This window comes from Mucilaginibacter kameinonensis, assembly GCF_003675385.1.
Taxonomy (GTDB): domain Bacteria; phylum Bacteroidota; class Bacteroidia; order Sphingobacteriales; family Sphingobacteriaceae; genus Mucilaginibacter; species Mucilaginibacter kameinonensis.
In genome coordinates, this window is record NZ_RCWZ01000003.1 from 1,132,407 (window position 1) to 1,155,474 (window position 23,068).

Genomic DNA, 23,068 nt, shown 5'->3' on the forward strand with positions numbered 1-23,068 from the left:
GGAAAAACCACACCAACAATTAAAGCATTTATGAAAACCAACAGACCGGCATGGCTATCCATGCTGATTTGCGAGATAACGCGAACACCCCTCCGAACGGCACTCGGCATATTGATGTTACTTTTGATAACTGTACAAAGCCACGCACAAACCCAGGGCCCCTTAGATAAAACCGTTACTGTAACTATTAATAACGAACCACTTAAGCAGGCTTTAGATAAAATCACAGCCGCCAGTGGTATCAAGTTTACCTATAATGAAACAGTTGCTAAAAGCACAGTAAAGATCAGTATCAATGCCAAAAATCAGCCATTGGGCGATGTATTGCGCAAAGCCCTCGCTCCTCACCCCTTTAGTTTTACAGTGCTTGATAACGAAGTGCTGATCAAATACGATGCAGGCAAAGTAAAAAAGCAGGTCGCCGCCGATGGCAAATACACGGTAAGCGGCACCATTAAATCAAAACAAAGCGGCGAAACCATCATCGGCGCAAGTATTAAGGTTACCGATGCAAACGCGGGCACCTCCAGTAACGAGTATGGCTTTTATTCGCTTACCCTGCCTGCCGGCGATCATGAGCTTTCTATAAGCGCCATGGGGCAAAAAACTATCATGATGCCAATATCACTTAGTGGTAACCTCAAACTGGATATCGCCCTGGAAGATAATTCGCAACTGTTGCAGGAGGTAACTATCAAAGCCGCTCCCGCAGGGGCACGTGATTTGGCCAGCCCGCAAATGGGCGTTGAGCATCTCAGCATCCAGGAAACCAAAAACATTCCTGTGCTGCTTGGCGAGCGCGATGTGATCAAGACCATTCAGTTGTTACCGGGCATCAAATCGGCTGGGGAAGGCAGCGGCGGCTTCTTCGTGCGTGGCGGCGCTACTGATCAAAACCTGATCTTGCTTGACGAGGCTCCTGTTTATAACGCCTCACACCTGCTCGGCTTCTTCTCTACCTTTAACTCCGATGCGATCAAAAACATGAATATTTACAAGGGCGATATGCCTGCGCAATATGGCGGCCGGTTATCGTCTGTGTTAGATGTTAAAATGAACGATGGCAACAACCAAAAATTTGGTGTAAGCGGAGGCATAGGCCTGATAGCGGCAAGGATTAATGCCGAAGGGCCTATTCAAAAAGGTAAATCTTCGTTCCTGATCTCGGCACGCCGTACTTATGCTGACGCCTTCCTGGCTTTATCAAAGGACAGCGTCGCCAAAAAAAGCCAGCTTTATTTTTATGACCTTAATGTCAAAGCCAACTATGTTTTAGGCGATAAAGACCGCTTGTTTGTTTCTGGCTATTTTGGGAAGGATGTACTTAAAGCCGCCGATATAGCAGGTATTAACTGGGGCAATACTACTGCTACCCTCCGTTGGAACCACATTTTTAACAGTCAGCTTTTTTCAAATACATCGCTCATTTACAGCAATTACGATTATAAGCTTAACATTAAGCAGGATGTAAACGAATTTAATATTTACTCACAGATCCGCGATTTTAATTTTAAGGAAGACATGCAATGGTATGCCGGCGATAAAAACACTATTAGTTTTGGTGTAAACAGCATCTATCATACCATTAAACCGGGCGAGATTTCGGCTACCGGTAATTCGGGCATTATATCGCAAAGCCTGCAAAACAGGTACGCCCTTGAAAACGCTGCCTATGTTACCAATACATGGAAAGCTACGGATCGCTTTACCCTAACCTACGGTCTGCGCCTGTCGGCCTTTACCATATTGGGATCGGGCGATTATTATGACATTGATGCCGATGGAAATATTATCGGCTCAAAACATTATACTCCCGGACAGGAGGTTAAAACCTACGTTAATCTGGAACCTCGTGTTGCGGCGGCATTTCAGCTCAATGATGTGAGCTCACTTAAAGCATCATATGCCCGCAACGCGCAAAACCTGCATCTGATCTCTAACTCCAATTCGGGTTCGCCAACGGATAAATGGGTAGCCAGCACTAATATCATCAAACCCGAAATTGCCGACCAGTTCTCCGTTGGATACTACAAGGATTTCAGTGAGCACAACTATGAATTTACGGTTGAAAGTTATTATAAAAGGCTGCAAAACCAGATAGATTACCGTAATGGCGCCAACGTTTTTACCAACCAACCTATCGAAACACAATTGCTTTACGGCAAAGGTCGCGCTTATGGTGCTGAGTTTTTGCTGAAGAAGAAAACCGGCAGACTTAGCGGCTGGATCAGCTATACGTTGTCAAAATCTGAACGGATGATTGATGGCATCAACAATAACCAATGGTACAACGCCCGACAAGATCGCACGCATGATATAGCCATTGTTGCTATGTACAAAGCCAGCGATAAATGGACATTCTCGGCCAATTTTGTTTATTACACAGGCGATGCAGTCACCTTTCCAAGCGGCAAATACCAGGTTGATGGCGTAACTTACTATTACTATACCAACCGTAATGCCGACAGGATGCCTGCTTATCACCGCTTAGATCTGGGCGCTACCAAGCAGCTTAAGAAAACGGCTAAATTTCAATCTGATTTAACTTTCAGCTTGTATAACGCTTATGGCAACCCTAACGCGTACCGCATATTTTTCCGTGATAACAAAACGGATGCAAGCCGTACCGAAGCCGTACGCACCACTTTATTCACCTTTGTACCTTCGGTTACCTATAACTTTAAATTTTAAGCCGATGAAAAACACTATAAAATATATAACCATTATCCTGTTTGCAGCAGCCCTGAGCAGTTGTGAAAAGGCCATCGACCTAAAACTAAAAGATACTACTCCGCAATATGTAGTTGAAGGCGTATTAACCGATGAAGCAGGCGGCTGTAAAGTATTGTTAAGCCAAACCAAAAACTTTACCGATAACAATGATTTTAATGGCATAGCCGGCGCTACCATTACCATTGCCGATGATAATAACAATGTATATCCGTTAACGGCAACCAGCACCGGCGTTTATCAAAACACCACTTTAAAAGGCTCGGTCGGTCATACTTATTCCCTTAACGTGAGCGTAAACGGAAAAACATTTACGTCAAGCTGTATAATGCACCCTGCTGTTCCGTTGGATAGTATTTATTTGGTTAAAGACCAATTGAATAACAACAAGGATGGCACACCACGCAAATATGTTACCGTACAATACCACGACCCTGCATCTACCAAAAACTACTACCGCTTTGTACAGTACGTTAATAACCGTAAGGAGGAATCTATTTTGCTCGATGATGATGAGTTTACCAACGGACAGGAAGTAAACACCCGCCTCAATTTCAACAATGACAATGACAATCCGGCGAGGGACATCCGCCCGGGCAACCAGGTAACCATTGAAATGATGAGCATTGACCAGGCCGTATACAAATACTTTTACAGTCTTACCAACAGCGCCAACGGCGATGGCAACAATGCTGCGCCTGCCAACCCGCTAACCAACATCAAGGGAGGTTCGTTGGGGTATTTTAGTGTACATACGGTGGTAAGGAAGACTTTGACGGCGCCGTGAAGCCCGAATAAAAAAGGGCGGGCCGTGCGATTCCACTCTTGAGAGGGGTGTAGGAGTGTGTTTTACATGCGATAATAAACGCAGACGAAACACACCCCTGCGCCGGCTCTTATCCTCCGCGCCCCCTCTCAAGAGTTTTTTTTAATACGCCTTCCTCACCTGCGCCCCATTCAATATCGCCTGCCCGTTTATCGCTTTAAAGCTATGGTGCGGATCAATAACAAGCCAAAATTGTGGTAAGTTCCCAAGAAGACGGTTCTCAAATTGGTTACAGAACATGCAGTGCTACCATCATTCAAATAAATTCATAAATTTAGCATGTGCAAGATTACCTTTTATTCATAGATACCGAAACTTCCGGCCTTCCCAAAAAGTGGGACCTGCCCTACTGCGATAATGACAACTGGCCCTATGCGCTGCAGGTGTCATGGATAGTTTACACCAAAGATATGCAGGAGGTAAAGCGCGAAGATCATTATATTAAGGATAACGACTTCACCATTAGCCCAAAAGCATACGCGATTCATGGTTTAACGCAGGAATATTTGGTTGAGCACGGCGAGTGGCGCAAGGATGTAATGAGCTTGCTGGCAAATGATCTGCTTCAGTACGAGCCCCTGGTTGTAGGTCATTTCATTGAGCTTGACTTGAATGTGGCCGGTGTGGAGTTTTATCGTACAGGTATCACCAATCCGCTCGAAAACTTAAAAACCTTTTGTACCATGCTGGCAACCACCAAATGGGTGCAAAACCCCAAGGCCAAATACTTAAGGTTAAACCAGTTGTACGAAGTACTGTTTAACAAAACACTCGACAGGCAGCACAACGCCCTTGAAGACGCGGAAGCCACTGCCGAATGCTTTTTTGAGATGCTGAAACGCGGCGACATTAATGACGAAAGCATACAGCATCAGGAGGTTTACCTGCAAAAAATCCGTTCAGAAAAAAAATACCTTTTACCCGCAGCCATCGTTTTAATATTGATCATCATCATAGCTTTTTGGTTATATGGTTCAACGTCTTGAATTTTTAAGCAAAGTATCCCCTTTTAACCTGCTCCCTGCCGAGGTACTGGAAGAAATTGCCGACCAGTTGCAGGAGATTCGTTATAGTAAAGACACGGTTATTTACCAGCAGGAAGTAACCAAAATGCGCGGCGTAGATATTATTGCCGAGGGCGAATACGAATCCTTTTTTTACGACACACAGCAAAATAAGCGCCTGTTGGAGCATCACTACCCGGGCTATTGTTATGGCGGCATTTCTGTATTACTTAACCGCAAGCAGTCTATCCGCACAGTAATTGCCAAGAAAGGCACTACCGTTTTCTTTTTGCACCGCAAAGATTTTCGGTCGCTATGCAAAGCGTACGAGGAATTTGTACAGTATTTTACTGCCGATTTTGGCAAGCGCATGCTTAATGATGAGTTTGCCCATTTTTACAAGCGCCCGGCAACTTTTGAGGAAAGCTATATAGCTTCCGAACAAATGTACTCGCGCAAAATAGAAAGCATAGAATACCGCGAGATAGTTTCGTGCCCGCAAAGCACCCCGGTTTATGAAACCGCCCGCTTAATGGCCAAACACAAGGTAAGCTGCATTTTTATCCGCGATGAGCAAAGCAAAATTGTAGGCTATGTAACTGATATCACCCTGCGCGATAATGTGATTTCTAAACAGGCCGACACCGCCCAACCTGTTGGTAATATCATGGATAACCCTATCGTTTGCATCAGCACCAATGCTTATGTATATGAGGCTATTTTGATGATGTTTCGTACCAAAACAAGGTATTTGCTCATTAAAAATGGGGATGAATTTGTAGGCAGTATCAGCAGGAATAAATTACTGGCCGAGCAGGCACAATCACCATTGGTATTTATTCAATCGGTTAAGCAGGCTATATCCGTACAGGAGCTTAAGCGTAAATGGGAATCGGTACCACAGATGGTTACGCAGCTGCTTGGCCGTGGTGTAAATGCCGAAATTGTGAACCAGGTAATCACCACCATTGCCGATACCATTGCCATAAAAGTAATTGAAAGCGTTATTGAGGTCATGGGCCCACCGCCTGCTAAATTTGTTTTTATGGTGCTTGGCAGCGAAGGCCGCAAAGAGCAAACCTTTAAAACCGACCAGGATAACGCGATTATTTATGAAGATAAAGCCAACGAACACCGCGAAGAAGTGCGCGAGTACTTCCTGAGCTTTGCCCAGCAGGTATCCGAAAAGCTTGACCATATTGGCTTTAGTTTTTGCACCGGCGGCTATATGGCCCAAAATCCTAAGTGGACACATTCACTTTCGCACTGGAAACGCAACTACGAAAGCTGGATGACCGAGGCTGTACCCGAAACCGTGATCCAGTTCTCTACCTTTTTTGATTGCCGGTACTTATATGGTGAAGCCAGCATTATGGACGAGCTAAAAGGTTTTTTGGACGAAGAGCTGCAAAAACCCTTGGGCAAGATCTTTTTTCATATGGCAAAGAACGCGCTTCAGTATGAGCCGCCTCTCACCTTTTTTAAAAACATTAAAACTTTCACCAAAGGCAGCCAGGAGGTTTTCGATATTAAAAAGTCGATGACACCTATTGTTGATTTGGTACGAATGTACGCCCTGCGTCACCGTATTTTTGAGGTAAACACCGGTGAGCGATTGAAAGCCCTAAAGGAAAAAGAAGTATTTAACGAAAAGGAGGTTCAGGAGCTGATGCAGTCGTACTACTTTTTAATGAGCCTGCGCCTCCGCAACCAGGCCTCCCAAATTATCCAGGACCGCACCGAGCCCGACAATTACATCGATCCCGATAAGCTCACAAAAATTGAAAAAGTTGCCCTAAAGGAAATTTTTAAGACCATAGATAATTTTCAAACAAGGATAAAGCTGGAGTTTACCAATAATTTGTTTGGGTAAGGAATGAGATCCTTATCAAGAAGTGCGCAGACAAATATATCGCACACATATCTGGTGAGATCCCGAAACAAGTTCGGGATGACGAGAGCTTTTTTAACCGTCATGCCGAACTTGTTTCGGCATCCCACGTGCTAAGAAACATGTGCACTGAACAACTTAATAATATCAATCCAATTCCAAATCCTTTTTTAAATCCTCAATAGTTGGATTAATGGATTTGATCAGATTGATCTTCCAATCCTTATGCCAATTCTTTAATTGCTTTTCTCTGTCAATAGCATCTGTTATTCGATGAAAGTGTTCATAATAAACAAGATCGTACAAGCGATATTTCTTTACAAATATTGAACCTGCGCCATTAATATGCTGCCAAACTCTTGCACGTAAATCACTTGTTACACCGATATAAAATGTAGTACGATAGGCATTGGTCATAATATAAACGTGACCTTGTTTATCTTGCATTGTGATTTGGTTTAATACTCCAAATTAACAGAATCCCGCATTCGAAACAAACCTCTCTAACTACTTATCGCAGACCTGGCTCGTGGGGTGCCGAAACAAGTTCGGCATGACGAGGTATAAAAAATTGTCGTCATGTTGAACTTGCTTCAACACCTCACTCGCTAAGCCACATGCTAAGCAAATCGCCTACCTTTTTTCGTGGGGTGCTGAAACAAGTTCAGCATGACGATGGATTTTGCTATGCTACAACTTCCCTGCCGCTTTTAAGGTTGCGGCGGCTTCAACCATCATTACACCGCTCAGCTGGGTAGTTAGGTCAGTAGTTCCTGATGGTTTCTTTTTCCAATCCGGACTGATCATAAGCGATGGGCGGTCGATGCCCTGGGTGTACAGGGTTTCGGCATTGAACTTCAGGAAGCTGATGAACTTAGTTTTATCTGCTTCTGACACATCAGCGTCAAGGGCCAGCAACGTAAGATACCTTACCAAAATTCCTTTAAACAAACCGCCATCACCCTGCCCTTCTGATTTAAGAATGCCACCCGGCGAAATTTCAGTGTCATTAATTGTTGCGTTGGCAGTGTTTACCGCATCGGTAAGGTAGGAGGCATCTTTGGTAACATGATAAAGTTCCAGCGCCGCGCCGATGAAAACACCCTGGTTATAAGTAAACTTCCACTTGCTGATCTGGCCGTCGCCATTGGCATTAATACCATCCCAAATGATACCTGATGGATCAAGCAGCGTTTTCTTTAACCAGGTATACAGTCTTTTTGCTGTCGCGAGGTCTGCTTCATTCTTTTCCAAAGCATATAAGCGGGCGGCGAAGATGATGGCCGGGGCATTTGCAGGTGTATTTTTATAATCCAACTGATTTTTACGCCAGGCTATGCCTCCACCCTGGTTGTTGTTTTCACCGGTTTTAATATCTGTCCATAAAGTATGTGCCGCGGTTAAATAAGCGGCATCATTGGTTGCACTGTAAGCCCTCAGGGTAGCCAGCGACAACCACTCCATATCGTCATAAAAATTGTTTGATAAACCGCCGTTGGTTGTTTTAATACCCGCCAAAAGCGAACTCATCCTTTGTTTGTAGATATCATTTTTGCTGCGCAGATAGGCATCGGTAAAAATATCAAGCGTATGAGCATTGGGCCAGTAATTAAATGTGGTGCTGCCTGCGTTATCAGCTACAAAATAATTGCCGTTTGCCGATATAAAGGTGGTATATGTTTTTTCCTGTAAAGAGTCGGCTGTTTCGGCATACTTATATTCCACCTTTGCCGAGGCTTTGTTGCCGTACAAAGGGAAAGGTTTATCTTTTAAGCACGATGAAAAGCTTGTTATCATGCCTCCGGCAAAAGCAATGACAGCTAAATTTCTGAATACTTTATTTTTCATAAAATATGATTTATGGTAAACCTACCGCCATGGTAGGGCGGCAGGTGCTGATCGTGAATTATTTAACAGTAACAATATGGGTGTATGCGGTAGCATCGGCGCTAAAATCAACTACGATATCCGCGTTGTGGTTATCCGCGGCTCCCGTAAACTTGAAGCAGAAATCATACTGCGCATCGTTAACCGGCACCATGTACCAGAATGATTTAGCGGTATTAGCATCCGGGCGACTGTTATCTGAGTTTTTGCTACCGTAAAACTGGGTAGAACTGTTACCCGCCGCGTCCTTAAACGTAAAGCGGAATTTATAACGTTCATCGCGCCCCCATGATTCCTGGTGGAACACGATTGAAGCATTGTCAATTTCCCATTTGCCACCAGCTTTGTATGGCAGCGGGAACCAAACTTTGTTATCGGCTGCAAACCATAAACCAACCTCGGTTACTTCGCTTATCGCAGCTGATGCCGAGGTAAAGTCTACTACGATGCGTTCAACCTTAGTGTCACCGGTAACTGTAGTGCTGCCATCTTTTAATAGCTTAATACCATCGATAGAATAAGTAGCAGGTGTGCCTGTGTTACGCTCGGCAAAGTGATAGGTACCTGCTTTTAACGATGTCCAGGCTTCAAATACACCGGCGGCGGTTTGTTTAAAGTGTACTGCTTTACTCAAGTCATCACCACCTTCGGTTGCTGAACCGGTTAGGTATAAATCGGCAGGAATATCGGTAAAGCCTGCTGCACGCTGAACTTCAATAATGCTTGACGCGCTTGATTTAACCACGTTAATGCCTTTTGATGACATTACGGTCCATTTCAATTTGCCGGTAGCTTGTGGCTGAATACCTGCCAGGTCGGCAACCTTGTTCAGATCTTTGTAGGAGATGGTAAGTTTGTTGTAAAGTCCGTTAGCATCTGAGGGAATGGTGTAGATAGGTTTTGAGAAATCGCCGCCTTCTTTGTCAAAAGCAACTTCATACAATACCAGGCCGTTATCTTCGGCATGAGCTTCGGCCCATTCAAAAGTGGCAGAACCGGTTACAGTCTCCAGCTGAATGAATTTATTGTTTGCCGGGGTGTACAGATCTGTAACGGCAGAAACTTTGGTATGCTCAAGGGTTTTATCTTTTTTACAGCCTGTAATTACTAAAATGGCTATGATGCCTGCCATAAGGCAGTATGTAATATTTTTCATGATCGTAATTGATTATAATGTCTTTTTTATAAATAATTAATGATTTACCAGCCTGGGTTTTGAGTCAGGTTTGGATCAACGGAGCGTTCATCGCGCGGGATAGGCCACAGGTATCCCCTGCTTTTATCAAACGAGCGCAGATTTGCCCTGATGTAACCGTTATCAACAGAAGCCGGGCCGTATTTGGCGCCGTGTGCCCAACCGTTCAGCACTGTTTCGGCAGTGTGCCAGCGACGGATATCAAAAACGCGCAAGCCTTCCATAGCCAGTTCTACACGGCGCTCATTACGTACAATATCGCGTAAGCCTGCCTGTCCTACGGCACTAAAGTTTAATGCAGGCGCATCGGTAAAGCCGGCACGTGTACGGAGGGCTTTTATGGTTTTATCCCATACCCCACCGTCCAGCTGGTTAAGCTCATTTTTTGCCTCGGCATACATCAGCAGTACATCAGCATAACGGATCAAGATGAGATTTAAAGCCGACTGAAAGTTAACCGCCGAAGCCGGATCATAATATTTACGGGTATAATAAGCAGTTGGTGAACTCACCTTTCCCGGCGCATATTCATCCGGTTTGGTAGCTCCCGGATCATCGCCCGGTTTGGTATAAATTACCTGAACGCTGTTATCCGGTTTTTTCCACTTATAACCATTGTAAACTACCGTATTGGTAAGCCTTGGATCGCGGTTTACGTAAGGGTTATTTTCATCATAGCCCGAACCGGAATCATTTATCTTTTTGCCGTTTGCCATCAGGTAACTGTCAACCAGTTCCTGGGTTGGGGCCAGCGCGTTAAGACGGGCGCCAACGGCAAGCGGGGCCATATCAAAAAAGTTGCTGTAAGTACGCACATCCGGAACAAACTCCAGGTCGAGGATCACCTCGCTGTTATATTCATTCTGAGGCAAAAACAAGCCCTCGTATGACGGAAACAGGCTGTAAGTGCCATTACTGTTGTCGTTCATCAACTTTTCGCAGGTGGTAGCCACATCCTGCCAGCGGCCTTCATAAAGCAATACTCTCGCTTTAAGCGCTATAGCAGCACCTTTTGTAATGCGGCCCCTGTCGGCATCTTTATAAGCGATGTTAACAGGCAGATCATTGGCAACGGCGTCAAGCTCCTTTAAAACAAAATCAACCACCTGTGCCTTAGGTGTACGGGCAATTGTTTTTGATTCGTCAATGCTGATGTCATGATCAAACAAAGGCACATCGCCCCACCATGTTTCGAGCATAAAATAGTGGAACGCGCGTAAAAAACGGGCTTCCGCTTTCATACGTGTTTTCAAGGCAGCATCCATATCGGTCACCCTGTCAATATTTTCAAGAAAGATGTTGCTGGTTTTTATGCCGCCGTAGTGATATCCCCACTCCTGCTTGATACGCCCAAGCGAAGGGTCATAAGTACCGGCAGCCAGCGAAGCCACGCCCTGGTTATCACCACGACCGTTATAGGCATTATCAGACATGCCCTCGTTATAAAAGAAATAATCGTTGGTGAACATCTGGTTATATGCCGTATTAAGTACAGCATTGGCTTTATCGGCTGTAGTCCAGAAATTCCTGTCGGTAAATTTATCGGTTGGTGCCAGATCAAGCTTTTTACAGGCTGTTACACTTGCCACCAACACTAAAAAAGCAGTTTTATATGTTGAGTATTTTTTCATGATGGATAGTATTAAAGGGTTACATCTAAACCAAAACCGTAATAAATTGGCGTTGGATAGGCGCGCGCGCTGTTTGCACCTCCAGCATTCAGATTACCATTAAACTCGGTCGACTCCGGATCGATGAACTTCATGCCCGAGAAGGTCAAAATATTTTGGGCAGACAGGTATGCCCTAAGCTTTTGCATACCTAACTTCTTGGCCCATGTAGCCGGTAATGAATACCCCAATTGCACGTTTTTTACACGCAGGTACGAGCCATCAAAAAGATACATATCCGATCCTCGCCTGAAGTTATTCTCGTTTGACTGGCTGCCGCTGGCAGCAAGACGCGGGTAACGGGCATCGGGGTTTTGCGGGGTCCAGAAATCAAGCTCATGCTGGTAAATAACCTGAGAGTAGTTTACGTGAAATGGTTCAACCTGCTCACCGCGTACAAACATGCTGCGTTTGCCAACGCCTTGTAAAAACAGGTTAAAATCAAACCCTTTAAATGTAACGTTGTAGGTAAAACCAAAAGTCAGGCGTGGGAAAGGATTGCCTAAAACAAACTTGTCATTATCATCTATCACACCATCGCCATTTACGTCAACGTAGCGGTTATCGCCGGGTGACACTGTCAAACCGGTAGGTTTTGGGCCGTTTTTAATATCATCCAGGTTTTGGAAATAGCCATTGCGTTTTAGGCCAACGTATGAGCCGATAGGTAAACCAACCCGGTTAATCACCTGCATCTCATCGTAGCTCTTTAGCTGATCGCCGCCCTCCAGGTATTCTACTTTATTTTTACTGTCGGCTACGTTGAAGCTGAAACTATGCTTAAAGTTGCGGGTGATAAGGTTATAATTAACGGTAACCTCCCAGCCCCTGTTACCCACTTTACCGGCATTATAACTTGGCAAGCCGGCACCAAATGTTCCCGGCACTATTGGTGGCAGGAGTATGTCGCGGGTGGTTTTGCTAAAGTAATCAAGTGCAAGCGTTAAGGTATTATTGAAGAAACCAGCATCGGCACCAATGTTAAGCGTTGCCGCGCGCTCCCAGCGCAGATCTGGATTAGCGAAATTGATCGACGTACCCCCTACGCCCACATTATTAAAACCATAGGCGTTTTGAAACGGACCATAAGTACGCAGATATTGGTAATCGCTCACACTCTGGTTACCCAGGATACCGTAAGAAGCCCTTAATTTCAGATCGCCTACCTTGGTACGGTAATCTCCCATAAACTTCTCATCGGTAAGCCTGTAGCCGGCTGATACCGAAGGGAAGAATGCCCCGCGATTGTTAGGCGCAAACTTTGAAGAAGCATCTACACGGAAATCAAACTCGGCATAATATTTATTTTGGTACGAATAGTTCGCCCTGCCAAATAACGAGTTGAGGCTTGTTTCTGTTGTTCCATTGTTAGATGCTGATGAAGTAGCCGGATCAATAATGGTACCGGTAGTTGGTGTTCCTAATTCCGGATCAGTGTATTTAAGATGAATGCTATTCAATTTGGCTGTGGTCGACTCATTAGCCACACCTACCAATACATCAACATTGTGCGATTTATTGAAGGTTTTGGCAAACTCGGCCAATAGCTGTGTATTGGTGAATAAGGTTTTATTGTTATCATCGTTGGTGTTACGGTCTGCACCGTAAGTTCCTGACGGATAAAAGTTAACCTGCTTAACACGGGTAAACTGATGATCGGACAATAGCCGGCCACCGAAAACCGCTTTCAGTTTAAAATCTTTGGTGACAGAAAGCTCGGCGTTTAAATTACCCAACAGGTTATCATCGTCATGGGTACGATAGCCGCCTTGCTCTAAAATACCCAAAGGGTTAAACTCGGTAAGCACGTCGTTGGTAAGGTAGCGGCCCTGATCATCCTTAATTTTATAATAAGTAGGCGTACGACCGGCATCAACTATAAGTGTGCCTGTATTGTATGAGTGCTCACGGATTTCGGAACGGGAATAAGCCAAAATGCTGGTCAATTTCAACTTACCATAGTTACTGGTAAGGTTCATACGGTAGTTATATCGCCTTAAGCCATAATCGGGACCAACAAGGTTACTGCGTTGATCTGTAACGCCTGCCGATACCAGGAATGATGTTGTAGCCGTACCACCGGTAAGGCTCAGGTTATGACTTTGCAGCCAGGCATCTTTTAAAATGGCATCCAGAAACCACTGCTGATCGCCCTGTTGCTGAAAGTTGCGGATATCCTGCGGGCTATAGATAGGTTGCAAACCGGCATTTACCATGGCTTCGTTACGCAATATGGCATTTTCGTAGCTATGCACTGGTTTGTAACCTACATGCGGGCTTTGGATGCCGGCCTGTCCGTTATAGCTCACCGTTGTGCGCGAATTATTTTTACCTTTTTTGGTGGTAACCAAAATAACACCGTTAGCCGAACGCGAACCATAAATAGCAGCCGAACCCGCGTCTTTCAGTACCGAAACGCTTTCGACATCCTGTGGGTTCAATAAATTGATATCGCCGCCTGTAATTCCGTCAATAACCACCAATGGCGAGTTATCATTCAGCGTGCTTACACCACGTATGTTAACAGTAGCATAAGCGCCCGGCTCCGAACTGGTTTGTTGTATAATAAGGTTAGGCGATGTTCCTTGTAAAGCCTGTGTAAGATTAACCGATGGTTTTGACTCGATAGCTTTAGCGCTTACCTGGTCAACCGCACCTATTAAATTTGCACGGCGTTGTGTACCGTAACCCACTACTACCACCTCATTAAGTGACGTACGCTCGGGCACCATCTGCACATTCAGTGTAGTTTCATTGCTAATGGCAATTTCCTTTGGTGTATAGCCAATAAAGTTGAAAACCAATGTACCATCCGCATCGGGTGCATCGATGGTGTAATTACCGTTAAGATCGGTTACGGTGCCTATCGTTGTGCCTTTAACGCGGACACTGGCCCCCGGGATGGGGAGGTTATTTTCGTCGGTAACCTTGCCCTTGATTTTGATAGGTTGCCTGGGGCCTTGCTGTATGCCTCCGGTGCTGCTTTCAATCTCTGGCTTTTCATCAATAACAATAACATCGTCAATGATCTTGTAGCTGAGGTTAAAGGGAGTTAAAACCTGGTCGAGTACTTCTTTTATACTTTTGTCTTTAACCTTAAGGCTTACAACATAGGTAGATTTAAGTACATTATCGGCATAGGCAAATTTGATATGCTTTTGGTTCGAGATCTTTTCCAGCGCATCGGTTAGTTTGGTATTTTTTAATTTGAGCGTAACCGATACCTCCAGGAATCTTTGACCAAACGAGTTGTTTGCCACGGCCGTAAAGCACATCAGGCAAACCACAAAGCAGGCAAGCGAGGTAATTTTCATTAATATTAATACATGACGAATTACTCCATTTGAAAATAGAGATATATTCATAGATTTGAGAAAATTAAAGTGTTTGAAATTCAAGTGCTTCGTTCTGAATTGGACCTCTAAACGCTGCACTAATTAATAACCCGGCATTTTAGTTTAACCCTGTCAAAAGCCTTTTTTGAGCAGGGTTTTTTTATTGTAATTATGTTATCATAGCTTGTTATTTAGGTTAACTAATAATTGGTATATCTCTTTGTATTAATTGGTTTAACATTAACAACCGCGGCCTTTAAGCTGGTAAACAGTACCCTTCTGGATAGCTTTCCCCTTTACCAGTTTCGACATGATCTTCATGATATTTTCGAGCGATACATTGGTAAAGTTGGCTGTGATGGAGCATCTTGCCAGGTTAACATCAGCTTTAACCGTTACATTAAAGTGGCGGTTAATGGTATCCAGTACTTCAGGCAGTGCCATATTTTTAAATACGAGTTCTCCGTCTTTCCAACGGCTCAATACGTTTACATCAACCTGTTTATTCTTAACTACTGATAGCTTGTCTTTATCAAAAACCACCTCTTCGGCAGGGGTTAAAAATGTAGTAGTGCTTTTGGTCTTACCGGCAGGGGTAACCACGCCTACCTTTCCGCTTAAAACATCAACCTTAATAAAGCTTTCGTTAGCGTAAGCTTTAATGTTGAAACTGGTGCCCAATACCTGGGTGCGCACCTTACCGGTATGTATAATGAAAGCTTTGGCCGGATCATGGGCAACATCCAGAAAGGCCTCCCCCTCCAGCCTGATCTCGCGCTTTTCGCCACGAAAAGTTTCCGGATAGGTAAGCTTGCTGCCTGCATTCAGCCAAATTTTGGTACCATCGGCAAGGGTAAAGTTTACGGTTTGCCCGTTTGCGGCAACCAATTGTTTACTGGCAATAGGATCAAAACAATCAAGCAGGGCATAACGGTAATAATAGGCTGCAGTTACCGAAATACACAAACCGGCAATAATTGAGGCGGCAACCATCCATTTTTTTGACTTGCCTACAGTTTTCCTCTCTGCATGATCTAATGCGGCATTGATCCTGCTGTACACCCTATCGGCGTTAAATTCCACGTCATCACCGGTTTCGTTTTGTACGCCACGGAGATCGAGCTCGTCAAAATATTTATTTACAAGCTCTTCCTGCAATTGCCTGTCGTTTGCAGCAGATTGTTTTTTTCTGAAAGGGAATTTTGCCATTGGTTTATAACTGCAGGATGCAATAAAACCGGGGTACCCCCAAAGCAATTGAAAATATTTTTAAGATTTTATTTACCGAAGGTATAAAGCAACAGCAATGCCACCACAGATGGCAGATAATCAGTTAAACCGGTACGCAGATATCTTAAAGCGATGGTGATCTGATTTTCGACAGTTTTGATAGAGATGTTTAGCCGGGTGGCTATTTCTTTATTACTGAGATACTCTTTACGGCTCAAGGTAAAGATCTGCCTGCATTTTTCAGGTAGCTGAGCTACGCCATCTTCCAATAAATGAGCAATATCGGCCTGGAACAGTTTGCTATCTGCCGAATATTTTTCGACCAGTGTTTCAATTACCGCGATATCCACAGATGCTTTTTTAGTACGCAAATAAAACAGCACACGGTGCCTTATAGCTACCTTAAGATAAGCTTCGAGCGAGGTGATATTTAGCTGATTGCGTTTTGTCCATAAATCAATAAAGAGCTCCTGCACCAGGTCTTCACAAACATCCTTATCTCTGAAAATATTATAAGCCGCGTAAAACAACTTCGACGAATATTTACGGTACAGAATTTCAAATGCCTTACGGTCATCAAGCCTTAATTGCTCCAATAACCGGGCATCAGGCCATATTTGAAATTCCTTATCGTGGAGCATAAGCAGGCGGTAAATCGGTTTACTGATTGGAAAGGCATATTTACAAGAAAATTTTTAAATAAAAAAACTTTTAAACTTTACCTGCTATAAACCGGGCTAACCTACCATATCCGGCACAATAAAACGATTACGGTTAAGACCGTTCCTATTGATGATCATAGTGAGATCATGTACCGCCTGACGTTTAAAAAAAGGATACTTATCAAGCACGCCATTATGCTTTAGCAGCATCATTAGTACACTCATTTTCAGAATCTTGTTACCCGAATCCTCAGCAATGGAATTTACGCATCTCAGTTCATCGATTATTAGGTCCTCCCGGGAGGTATTCATCAGCAGTTTTATTTTCAGACTGTAAAACCGGGCCTTAATAATGGGGCTCAATTGCTCACCGTTGTCGCCAAAGGTACCTGCTATTAAATTATATATACCGAGCGCTTTATCGGTTTCACCAAGCCCATGCCAGGCTTCGCCGAATAAGAGGTTTATAAAAAAGGCAAAAGGGGTTTCCGCTTGCTCTATTTCATCGGTTTTGTAAATATTTTTAACCGTATTTACATACCTCACAACTTTATATAAGTCGCCGCAAATGAGCATCGTGTAAGCCCCCTGTATAAAAAGCATATCGTTTGCTACGCAGGGTTTTAACTGATCTGGCCTTAATACAGGAGAAAACGACAACCGGTCGAGTTTATTAAAAGCCTCATCCGGTATCGCGCCATCATGTAAAAATGAGTAGAAGGCAGTCAGACAGTTTAAGGGATCGATAGCGAATGCTTCAATATCCGCCTGATCAAACTTTCTTAACTCTCCAATTCTGATATTAACCTCTTTTAAGTTTAGCTGTATTACAGCAATTATACCTAAGGCCGTTTGGACAAGTATTTTTTGGTCTGAAGAAAGCTCAAACCTAAGCATTGTTAAAAGTGTTTTTTTATAGGCCGGGTTGATCAGATCAAGGCTAAAAAAGTAGTCGAACATTTTCTCGCTGAACACTTGCTTAAAATATTGAAGCAGAAGTTCGTTCTCTTTCATCGACGAACATTCCTTTTCCAGCAAATCACCTATAAACATCATTAGCTCCGCCTTCTCCGCCGAATTCAGATTTATAGCGGTAAGGTGTTCAAGGCTTTTTTGCTGCCCGGTTTTAATAGCAATCATCAAACACCATTTCAATACGGTCAGTTTATTCCCCGTACGGGTAAAAGTATCATTAAAGTGTTGAGCGAAGCTATCATCAAACTTGCTACCGGTATATGACAGCAATGTTTTTGCGATACTGTGCTCTAAAAAATTGTTACTAAAGATTATACAAGTGTGGATGCTATGCCCATTGTTATGACTAAGCTCTTTTAAAAAGCCAATGCTCAGCAATTCCTGGTAAGCCGGATTATGTTGTTTGAGCAGGTTTAATACATTGATTTTCTCAACATCAAAATGACCACCCCTGATATCCATATTTTCAACCAGGCTTTTTATAATGAACACTTTTTCAGTAGCATTTTTACCCAGGTAAATGTTATTTAATATAAATGAGGCAGACAGCTCATAAAGGCAAACATTATTTAGGCTGCTCAATGAAAAATTACCACGGTAATGCTTATAATAATATTGAAAAAACAGGGGATGGCTTAGTGTTTCAGCTGCTTCAAAACTGATGGTATTGGATAGTGAAGGGTTAATTTTGAGACAAAGCTCATTTACCTCCTTATGACTAAGCAATGGTACATTATTATGCTTGCTGCTATCGGGATGAAACCCCGTAAACCAGGTATTATTACCAGCCTGTAGCTCATGCCTGTAATTGATCCAGGTTGATGAACGCAGGGACAGTACAAGCTTTAACCACTCGTAATTTTTACATATACTCAGCCCATTTAAAAGGTAATTCAAAACAACCTGAAACTGATCGCTACCCGCAACATGTTCATCAAAACCGTCAATCACCAGGTAAAACTTACCTCCGTTACCCTGCCTTTTATTAACCAGCGCTTTCAATTGCTCATTGGTGCTGCAGCCTAAAAGCGCTAAAACCCATTCAAACAAATTGCGCCTGCTTTGCAAAGCGTTTATAAGTGCGTTACTATTAATAAACAAAATAACGTCATTGCGTAAATTGGCTGCGTTCAGCTCCAATCTATCTTCAACCCATTGGCATAATGCCATTGTTTTTCCATACCCGGCCGGGGCGCATAAAATTGCATTTGTAAAGGCCGAATGTATAAACTCGCTCAGGTGAGCGTTTACAAGTTCTCTTTTAATGACATAATGATAAGGGATCCCGGCCCGGTTCCTGGCGGCCTGCAAGGTTAAGTTGCTTATGCTTGCTGCTTTTTTTCGGATTTGGTTCCAGTTAAAATCATTGTTTGAGGGCTCAAGGTCATCCTGGATCTGAATCTCACAAAACTCCTTCCAACTATTATAATTACAGTATTTACAAAGTACATCAAGTGTAAACGACGATGGATTAAACCTGCTTAATGCAAAACCATAAATCCGCTTAAGGGTGGTTTCACTTATGCAATGTTTAGTTTTACTTGTTACCAGCGCAGATATTACCCGGCAATCGGCCGGGCTGATGCTTTTGAATCCGGCAGCGGTGAGTATCTCCCTTTTTAACAAATCATAATGAGCGTGGGAAATAACTGTCATATACACTTTACTTTTTAAAACAAACTAAAAACGGAAATTATTAATTGATATCAGGACGTAAGCTGTAGAAAATACGGCTCAATTATTAACTAATAATTTAGTAAATTATTTAAAAATTCCATGATAGTAATAATAATATCAGCGAAACTTTATACAATATTACGTAAATGCCTTTATTAAGTTTACTTAAAACAGCTTATAATATTCCAGTTAGTTTTAAAACAAAAAATGAACAAGAATGAACAATATTGCATAAAATGAACATCCTGACCAGGAGATATAACTATTGGTTAAACAAACACTCATTATCTTATCTAAAACTGAGAGAGCCGGAACTTAGTAGTGGGCGGTTTCGGTATACATATTAGTCAGTTGAGAGGCAAGCGTACTATCAACATTAACAAAATCTTCTCTTAATAAAAATGAAAGCTTTTCGTTTTGCAATTTGATAGCGAGCATTTTTAATATGTGCACAGAAGCACCTTCAAGACATTCAATAAAGCTCAGATATGAGAGGATCATGATAAGCCCAAGATCCGGGTCGGTCATGTTCCACTGAAAATTAGTAAAGGATTTTTCTAAAAAACTAACCAGGTTACTAACGGTATCAAATGAATATTGGGTTTTAAATAAACTATAGATCTGATCCATTTTGTATACCTGCACCTCGGCACGCTCAATGGTTTCATTTATGGTGCCTTTTATACTTCTAAAACAATCGGCATCCGCTATATCCGGCAGGCGTTCAATGATATGCGCTTTAGCGCAATAAAGCCGGTTAAGATGCTCCATAAAAAATGATTGCAGCTTTTCAGCGCCAGAGTTTAAGGGTGCAAATACTTTACCTGATTCGTTTTCCATTAAAAGGGGTATTGGTTAACTAACATATACCATTACTAAAATTATTAAGGAAGCTACGTATTGTATGCCAGGCAGGTTTTGTTCATTTCCCATCAGCTTATTATATAGTAGTCCTTAAGTTTAATAGTACCTCAACAGTACTGATAAAATCTATCAATTCGTATTCAAATAAAACGGTGCTCCAATTGTAAATTAATTTTCCTGATTACCATATCAAGTTCATCGGCACTTAATTTCAACATGTTTATCGATTCTGCAAGCTCACATTCGTCTTGTTCGCAGGCCTCAAGCGCATAAATAATCCCCAGTATGTTTGCCAGTGGCTTCCTGATCATGTGCGAATTGATAAATGCCAGGTTTTCAACCTCGGTAAAATGCCCGTTAAACATATCAACTCCCCGGCATTTTTCAGCAATACCGTTTACCATGATCATGCCACAACAGCAATTGCAAAACTTTACGCTATATGAGGTTACATTAACATAAACAGGTGTGCCATCTTTTTTAAGATGGGTAAGTTGTTTTTTTACTGCTTGATTATGTTCTAACTTTTTTAAAAGCGTATTAAAACTTTCATTTTCTTCGGGCAGGTTAAGCAGGGAGATGGTGTTTTTTAAAAACTCCTCCCGCTCATAACCGTACTGGCTCACCGCCGCGTCGTTCACAGCAATAACCCTTAATGTATTGGTTTCAACTATCCATGCGGGGAGCGGATTTTGGTAAAACAATACGTTAAACGCGCTATCTTTTTCACTTATGGTAACAGAAGTTTCCATTATAAACTGGTCAGCAAGCCGCTAAAAGCGCTGCTTTTTTTTCAAAAATTCAATATTTAGGTTTCACTATTGTAAGATATACAATAACCCTGTGTTTTTTAGCAGTTCATTTTATTCAATTACCATGTACAAAAAACGCCCCGGCTTTTATGCCGGGGCGTTAATCATTTTAAGCGTAATAATAGTTTTTACTTTATTGTTGTTATGATAAGCGCCGAGTTAAGCAGAAGCAATATAGGTTGTATTAAGGTTGAAAAATTTTGCAGTTTTTCGTTACGTAACGATTTCTTGTTTTGCTCGATGTAAACCACATCATTGTTTTGCATAATCATAGCCGGACTTGTTAACGAAGCCACATCGCTTAAGTCAAGCTCTATGATTTGCGGGTTTACAATACCGCCACGAACAACTTTAACATGTTTCTCGTTTCCTTTGTCGGTAATACCACCGGCCTCGCCAAGCATATCTATTAAACTGGCATTATCCTTTATTAATTGGTAATTACCGGGGCGCCTTACCTCGCCAAGCACTGTCACCTTAAGGTTAATGATCTTTACATCGATAATGGGATTTTTGATAAGATCTTTGCCATACAGGTCCTGGATTTTATTGGCAGCTTCCAGCCTTGATAAGCCATCAACCTTTACCCGGCCAATTACAGGTAACGCAACGGTTCCGTCTTCTGCTACCTCATAGCTTTGGCCGGCGGCAGCCGCCCCTCCTCCCGACGATGAAGCCCCGGTGCCCGCACCGGCACCTGCAGGGACGTCATCAACTATATATTTAATACTCTGCAGGTTTCGCACCTGCAAAATATCCTGCGGCTTTATTTTATAAACCTGAACATTTCCTGTGAAGCCCGTTATGGGAGAGTTTGCATCTTTTCGTTCAAGGAAAGCCTGATTCTGTTTATAAGAACAGGAGCTGCAGAAACTTAGCAGCAAAAATGCCATTAAAACCAATTTTAATGGCAGGGGGGAATTACATTTGATCATCTTTATGGGGGGAAAATTAATTTGTTGTTTAAGCGTTTTCGAGATATAGTGCTACTTCTACATTTCCTGGTAGTGCAGGCTGAGTTTTAACGGCACGTGGTTTAATGCTTTCAAAATGGCTGGCATACTGGTTCACGATATTTTCGCAGGTATAAACCGTTTTGATTTTATCCGTGTTATTTGCCAAAAAATGCGCGTAAGCATCGTCACTCTTGTTTGCAGCCCGCAAATGTTCGGCTACATCCATAGCTGTGCTAAAGTAAAAGGCATCGTCACCCAATACCGCCCGGTTAAATTTATTATCGTGCGAACATATCAGGCTGTTTGAGCCCATTGCCTCAAGCAAAGAAGGATTTGTACCGCCAACCGTATGCCCATGGAAGTACAGATTTGAATAGTAGCGGAGATTATTCAGTTTCGCCATATCATAAATCCCGCCTACAAATTTTATTTTATGATAAGGCGCGAATTTCAGCTTCAGGTATTCGCCAAAATCATTGGTAGTATTGCCTACTACCAGGAAAGGCCGCTCCTTATTGGCCCTTACAACACCATCCAGTATCGTTTCTATGCTATTTTCGGGTTCCATCCTTGCAATCAGCATATCGTAATCATGAACTTTAACGCCATAATCATCCAAAACTGCCGGATCAGGTTTTTCGAACAGCTCGGCTCCGTAAGGTATAAAAGTGGCTTCCTTCTTGTACTTATTTCCTAAATAGCGTTGTATCTCGGTTGAGTCGGCAATAAGGTGATCACTGTATTTTACAGCTAATTTTTCTGCAAACTGCAAAAAGCGCTGTACCGGCTTTGAATATTTAGCCCGTTTCCATTCAAGGCCATCCATGTTGGTGGTAACAACCGTATTACGCGGAAAAAACCATGACCAAACCGAACTGCTGGTATATCCTAACTGTAGTATAATATCAAAATTGCCACGGCGCAGATCCCTGATACAGTTGAGATCGTAAAAAAACTGGCCAATGGTACCCAATTTACATTCGGGATCATAACAATGCCTTATTTCAACGCCATTCCATTGTTTTTGCTGATAGGGATGATTATGCGAGTTATAAACCACAACTTCATACCCTTTTTTTACTAAGCCAACCGATAAATATTCGGCACATTGTTCAAAACCACCATAGTGATTGGGAATTCCTCTGGTTCCGATAATAGCAATACGCATAAGCCAAAATTTTGATATTATATTAATATTAATTAAAAAAATACATTAGCTTTAATAACCACTCAGGGTTTAGTTTTAAAAACTAACGAATGACTAATATTACGCACAAAAACGCAATTTTGACGCTTTTTAAGGGGATATGAATAGAATGAACAGAGCGAACAGACATGAACAAAAGAAACAAAA

16 protein-coding genes are annotated in these 23,068 nt (G+C 42.6%); 4 read left to right on the plus strand and 12 right to left on the minus strand.

Translation table 11 applies throughout. The annotated features are described in order from the left end of the window. Positions 1–30: 30 nt before the first annotated feature. From EAH55_RS17945 to EAH55_RS17960, 4 genes are all read left to right on the plus strand, one after another. A complete protein-coding gene (locus EAH55_RS17945; protein ID WP_244228238.1) occupies positions 31–2,691 on the plus strand; it encodes a TonB-dependent receptor in 2,661 nt (886 codons plus the stop codon). A 4-nt stretch (positions 2,692–2,695) separates the two neighbouring features. Next, positions 2,696–3,517 (plus strand): DUF4249 domain-containing protein, encoded by an 822-nt coding sequence (locus tag EAH55_RS17950; RefSeq protein WP_162996927.1) that lies wholly within the window; start codon positions 2,696–2,698, stop codon positions 3,515–3,517. A gap of 320 nt (positions 3,518–3,837) precedes the next feature. Beyond that, positions 3,838–4,542, plus strand: a complete 705-nt coding sequence (locus tag EAH55_RS17955) for a 3'-5' exonuclease (RefSeq protein ID WP_121810828.1) — start codon at positions 3,838–3,840, stop codon at positions 4,540–4,542. Continuing rightward, positions 4,526–6,433: a DUF294 nucleotidyltransferase-like domain-containing protein gene (locus EAH55_RS17960; RefSeq protein ID WP_121810829.1), complete on the plus strand. Its 1,908-nt coding sequence runs from the start codon at positions 4,526–4,528 to the stop codon at positions 6,431–6,433. The genes EAH55_RS17955 and EAH55_RS17960 overlap by 17 nt, the downstream gene beginning before the upstream one ends. Positions 6,434–6,598: 165 nt before the next feature. Here EAH55_RS17960 and EAH55_RS17965 read toward each other — a convergent pair whose 3' ends face one another. The 12 genes from EAH55_RS17965 to EAH55_RS18020 form a co-directional block, all read right to left on the minus strand. Next, positions 6,599–6,898 (minus strand): GIY-YIG nuclease family protein, encoded by a 300-nt coding sequence (locus EAH55_RS17965; protein ID WP_121810830.1) that lies wholly within the window; start codon positions 6,896–6,898, stop codon positions 6,599–6,601. Between the two features lie 243 nt (positions 6,899–7,141). Further along, on the minus strand, positions 7,142–8,299 hold the full coding sequence (locus EAH55_RS17970; RefSeq protein ID WP_121810831.1) for a glycoside hydrolase family 76 protein: 1,158 nt from the start codon (positions 8,297–8,299) through the stop codon (positions 7,142–7,144). Between the two features lie 58 nt (positions 8,300–8,357). Next, positions 8,358–9,494: a SusE domain-containing protein gene (locus EAH55_RS17975; protein WP_121810832.1), complete on the minus strand. Its 1,137-nt coding sequence runs from the start codon at positions 9,492–9,494 to the stop codon at positions 8,358–8,360. A gap of 44 nt (positions 9,495–9,538) precedes the next feature. After that, entirely contained in the window at positions 9,539–11,164 is a 1,626-nt protein-coding gene (locus EAH55_RS17980; protein ID WP_121810833.1) for a RagB/SusD family nutrient uptake outer membrane protein, read from the minus strand. Positions 11,165–11,175: 11 nt separating this feature from the next. After that, positions 11,176–14,517: a TonB-dependent receptor gene (locus EAH55_RS17985; protein ID WP_162996928.1), complete on the minus strand. Its 3,342-nt coding sequence runs from the start codon at positions 14,515–14,517 to the stop codon at positions 11,176–11,178. Between the two features lie 261 nt (positions 14,518–14,778). Beyond that, on the minus strand, positions 14,779–15,747 hold the full coding sequence (locus EAH55_RS17990) for a FecR family protein (protein WP_121810835.1): 969 nt from the start codon (positions 15,745–15,747) through the stop codon (positions 14,779–14,781). A gap of 68 nt (positions 15,748–15,815) precedes the next feature. Continuing rightward, positions 15,816–16,409, minus strand: a complete 594-nt coding sequence (locus EAH55_RS17995) for an RNA polymerase sigma-70 factor (RefSeq protein ID WP_121810836.1) — start codon at positions 16,407–16,409, stop codon at positions 15,816–15,818. Between the two features lie 96 nt (positions 16,410–16,505). Further along, a complete protein-coding gene (locus EAH55_RS18000) occupies positions 16,506–19,061 on the minus strand; it encodes a hypothetical protein (protein WP_121810837.1) in 2,556 nt (851 codons plus the stop codon). 336 nt (positions 19,062–19,397) lie between these two features. Beyond that, a complete protein-coding gene (locus EAH55_RS18005) occupies positions 19,398–19,922 on the minus strand; it encodes a hypothetical protein (RefSeq protein ID WP_121810838.1) in 525 nt (174 codons plus the stop codon). A 164-nt stretch (positions 19,923–20,086) separates the two neighbouring features. Beyond that, a complete protein-coding gene (locus tag EAH55_RS18010; RefSeq protein ID WP_121810839.1) occupies positions 20,087–20,698 on the minus strand; it encodes a PAS domain-containing protein in 612 nt (203 codons plus the stop codon). Between the two features lie 188 nt (positions 20,699–20,886). Next, positions 20,887–21,651: a polysaccharide biosynthesis/export family protein gene (locus tag EAH55_RS18015; protein ID WP_162996929.1), complete on the minus strand. Its 765-nt coding sequence runs from the start codon at positions 21,649–21,651 to the stop codon at positions 20,887–20,889. 70 nt (positions 21,652–21,721) lie between these two features. Beyond that, positions 21,722–22,882, minus strand: coding sequence for a DUF1972 domain-containing protein (locus EAH55_RS18020; protein WP_121810841.1), 1,161 nt, complete (start codon positions 22,880–22,882; stop codon positions 21,722–21,724). Positions 22,883–23,068: the final 186 nt, after the last annotated feature.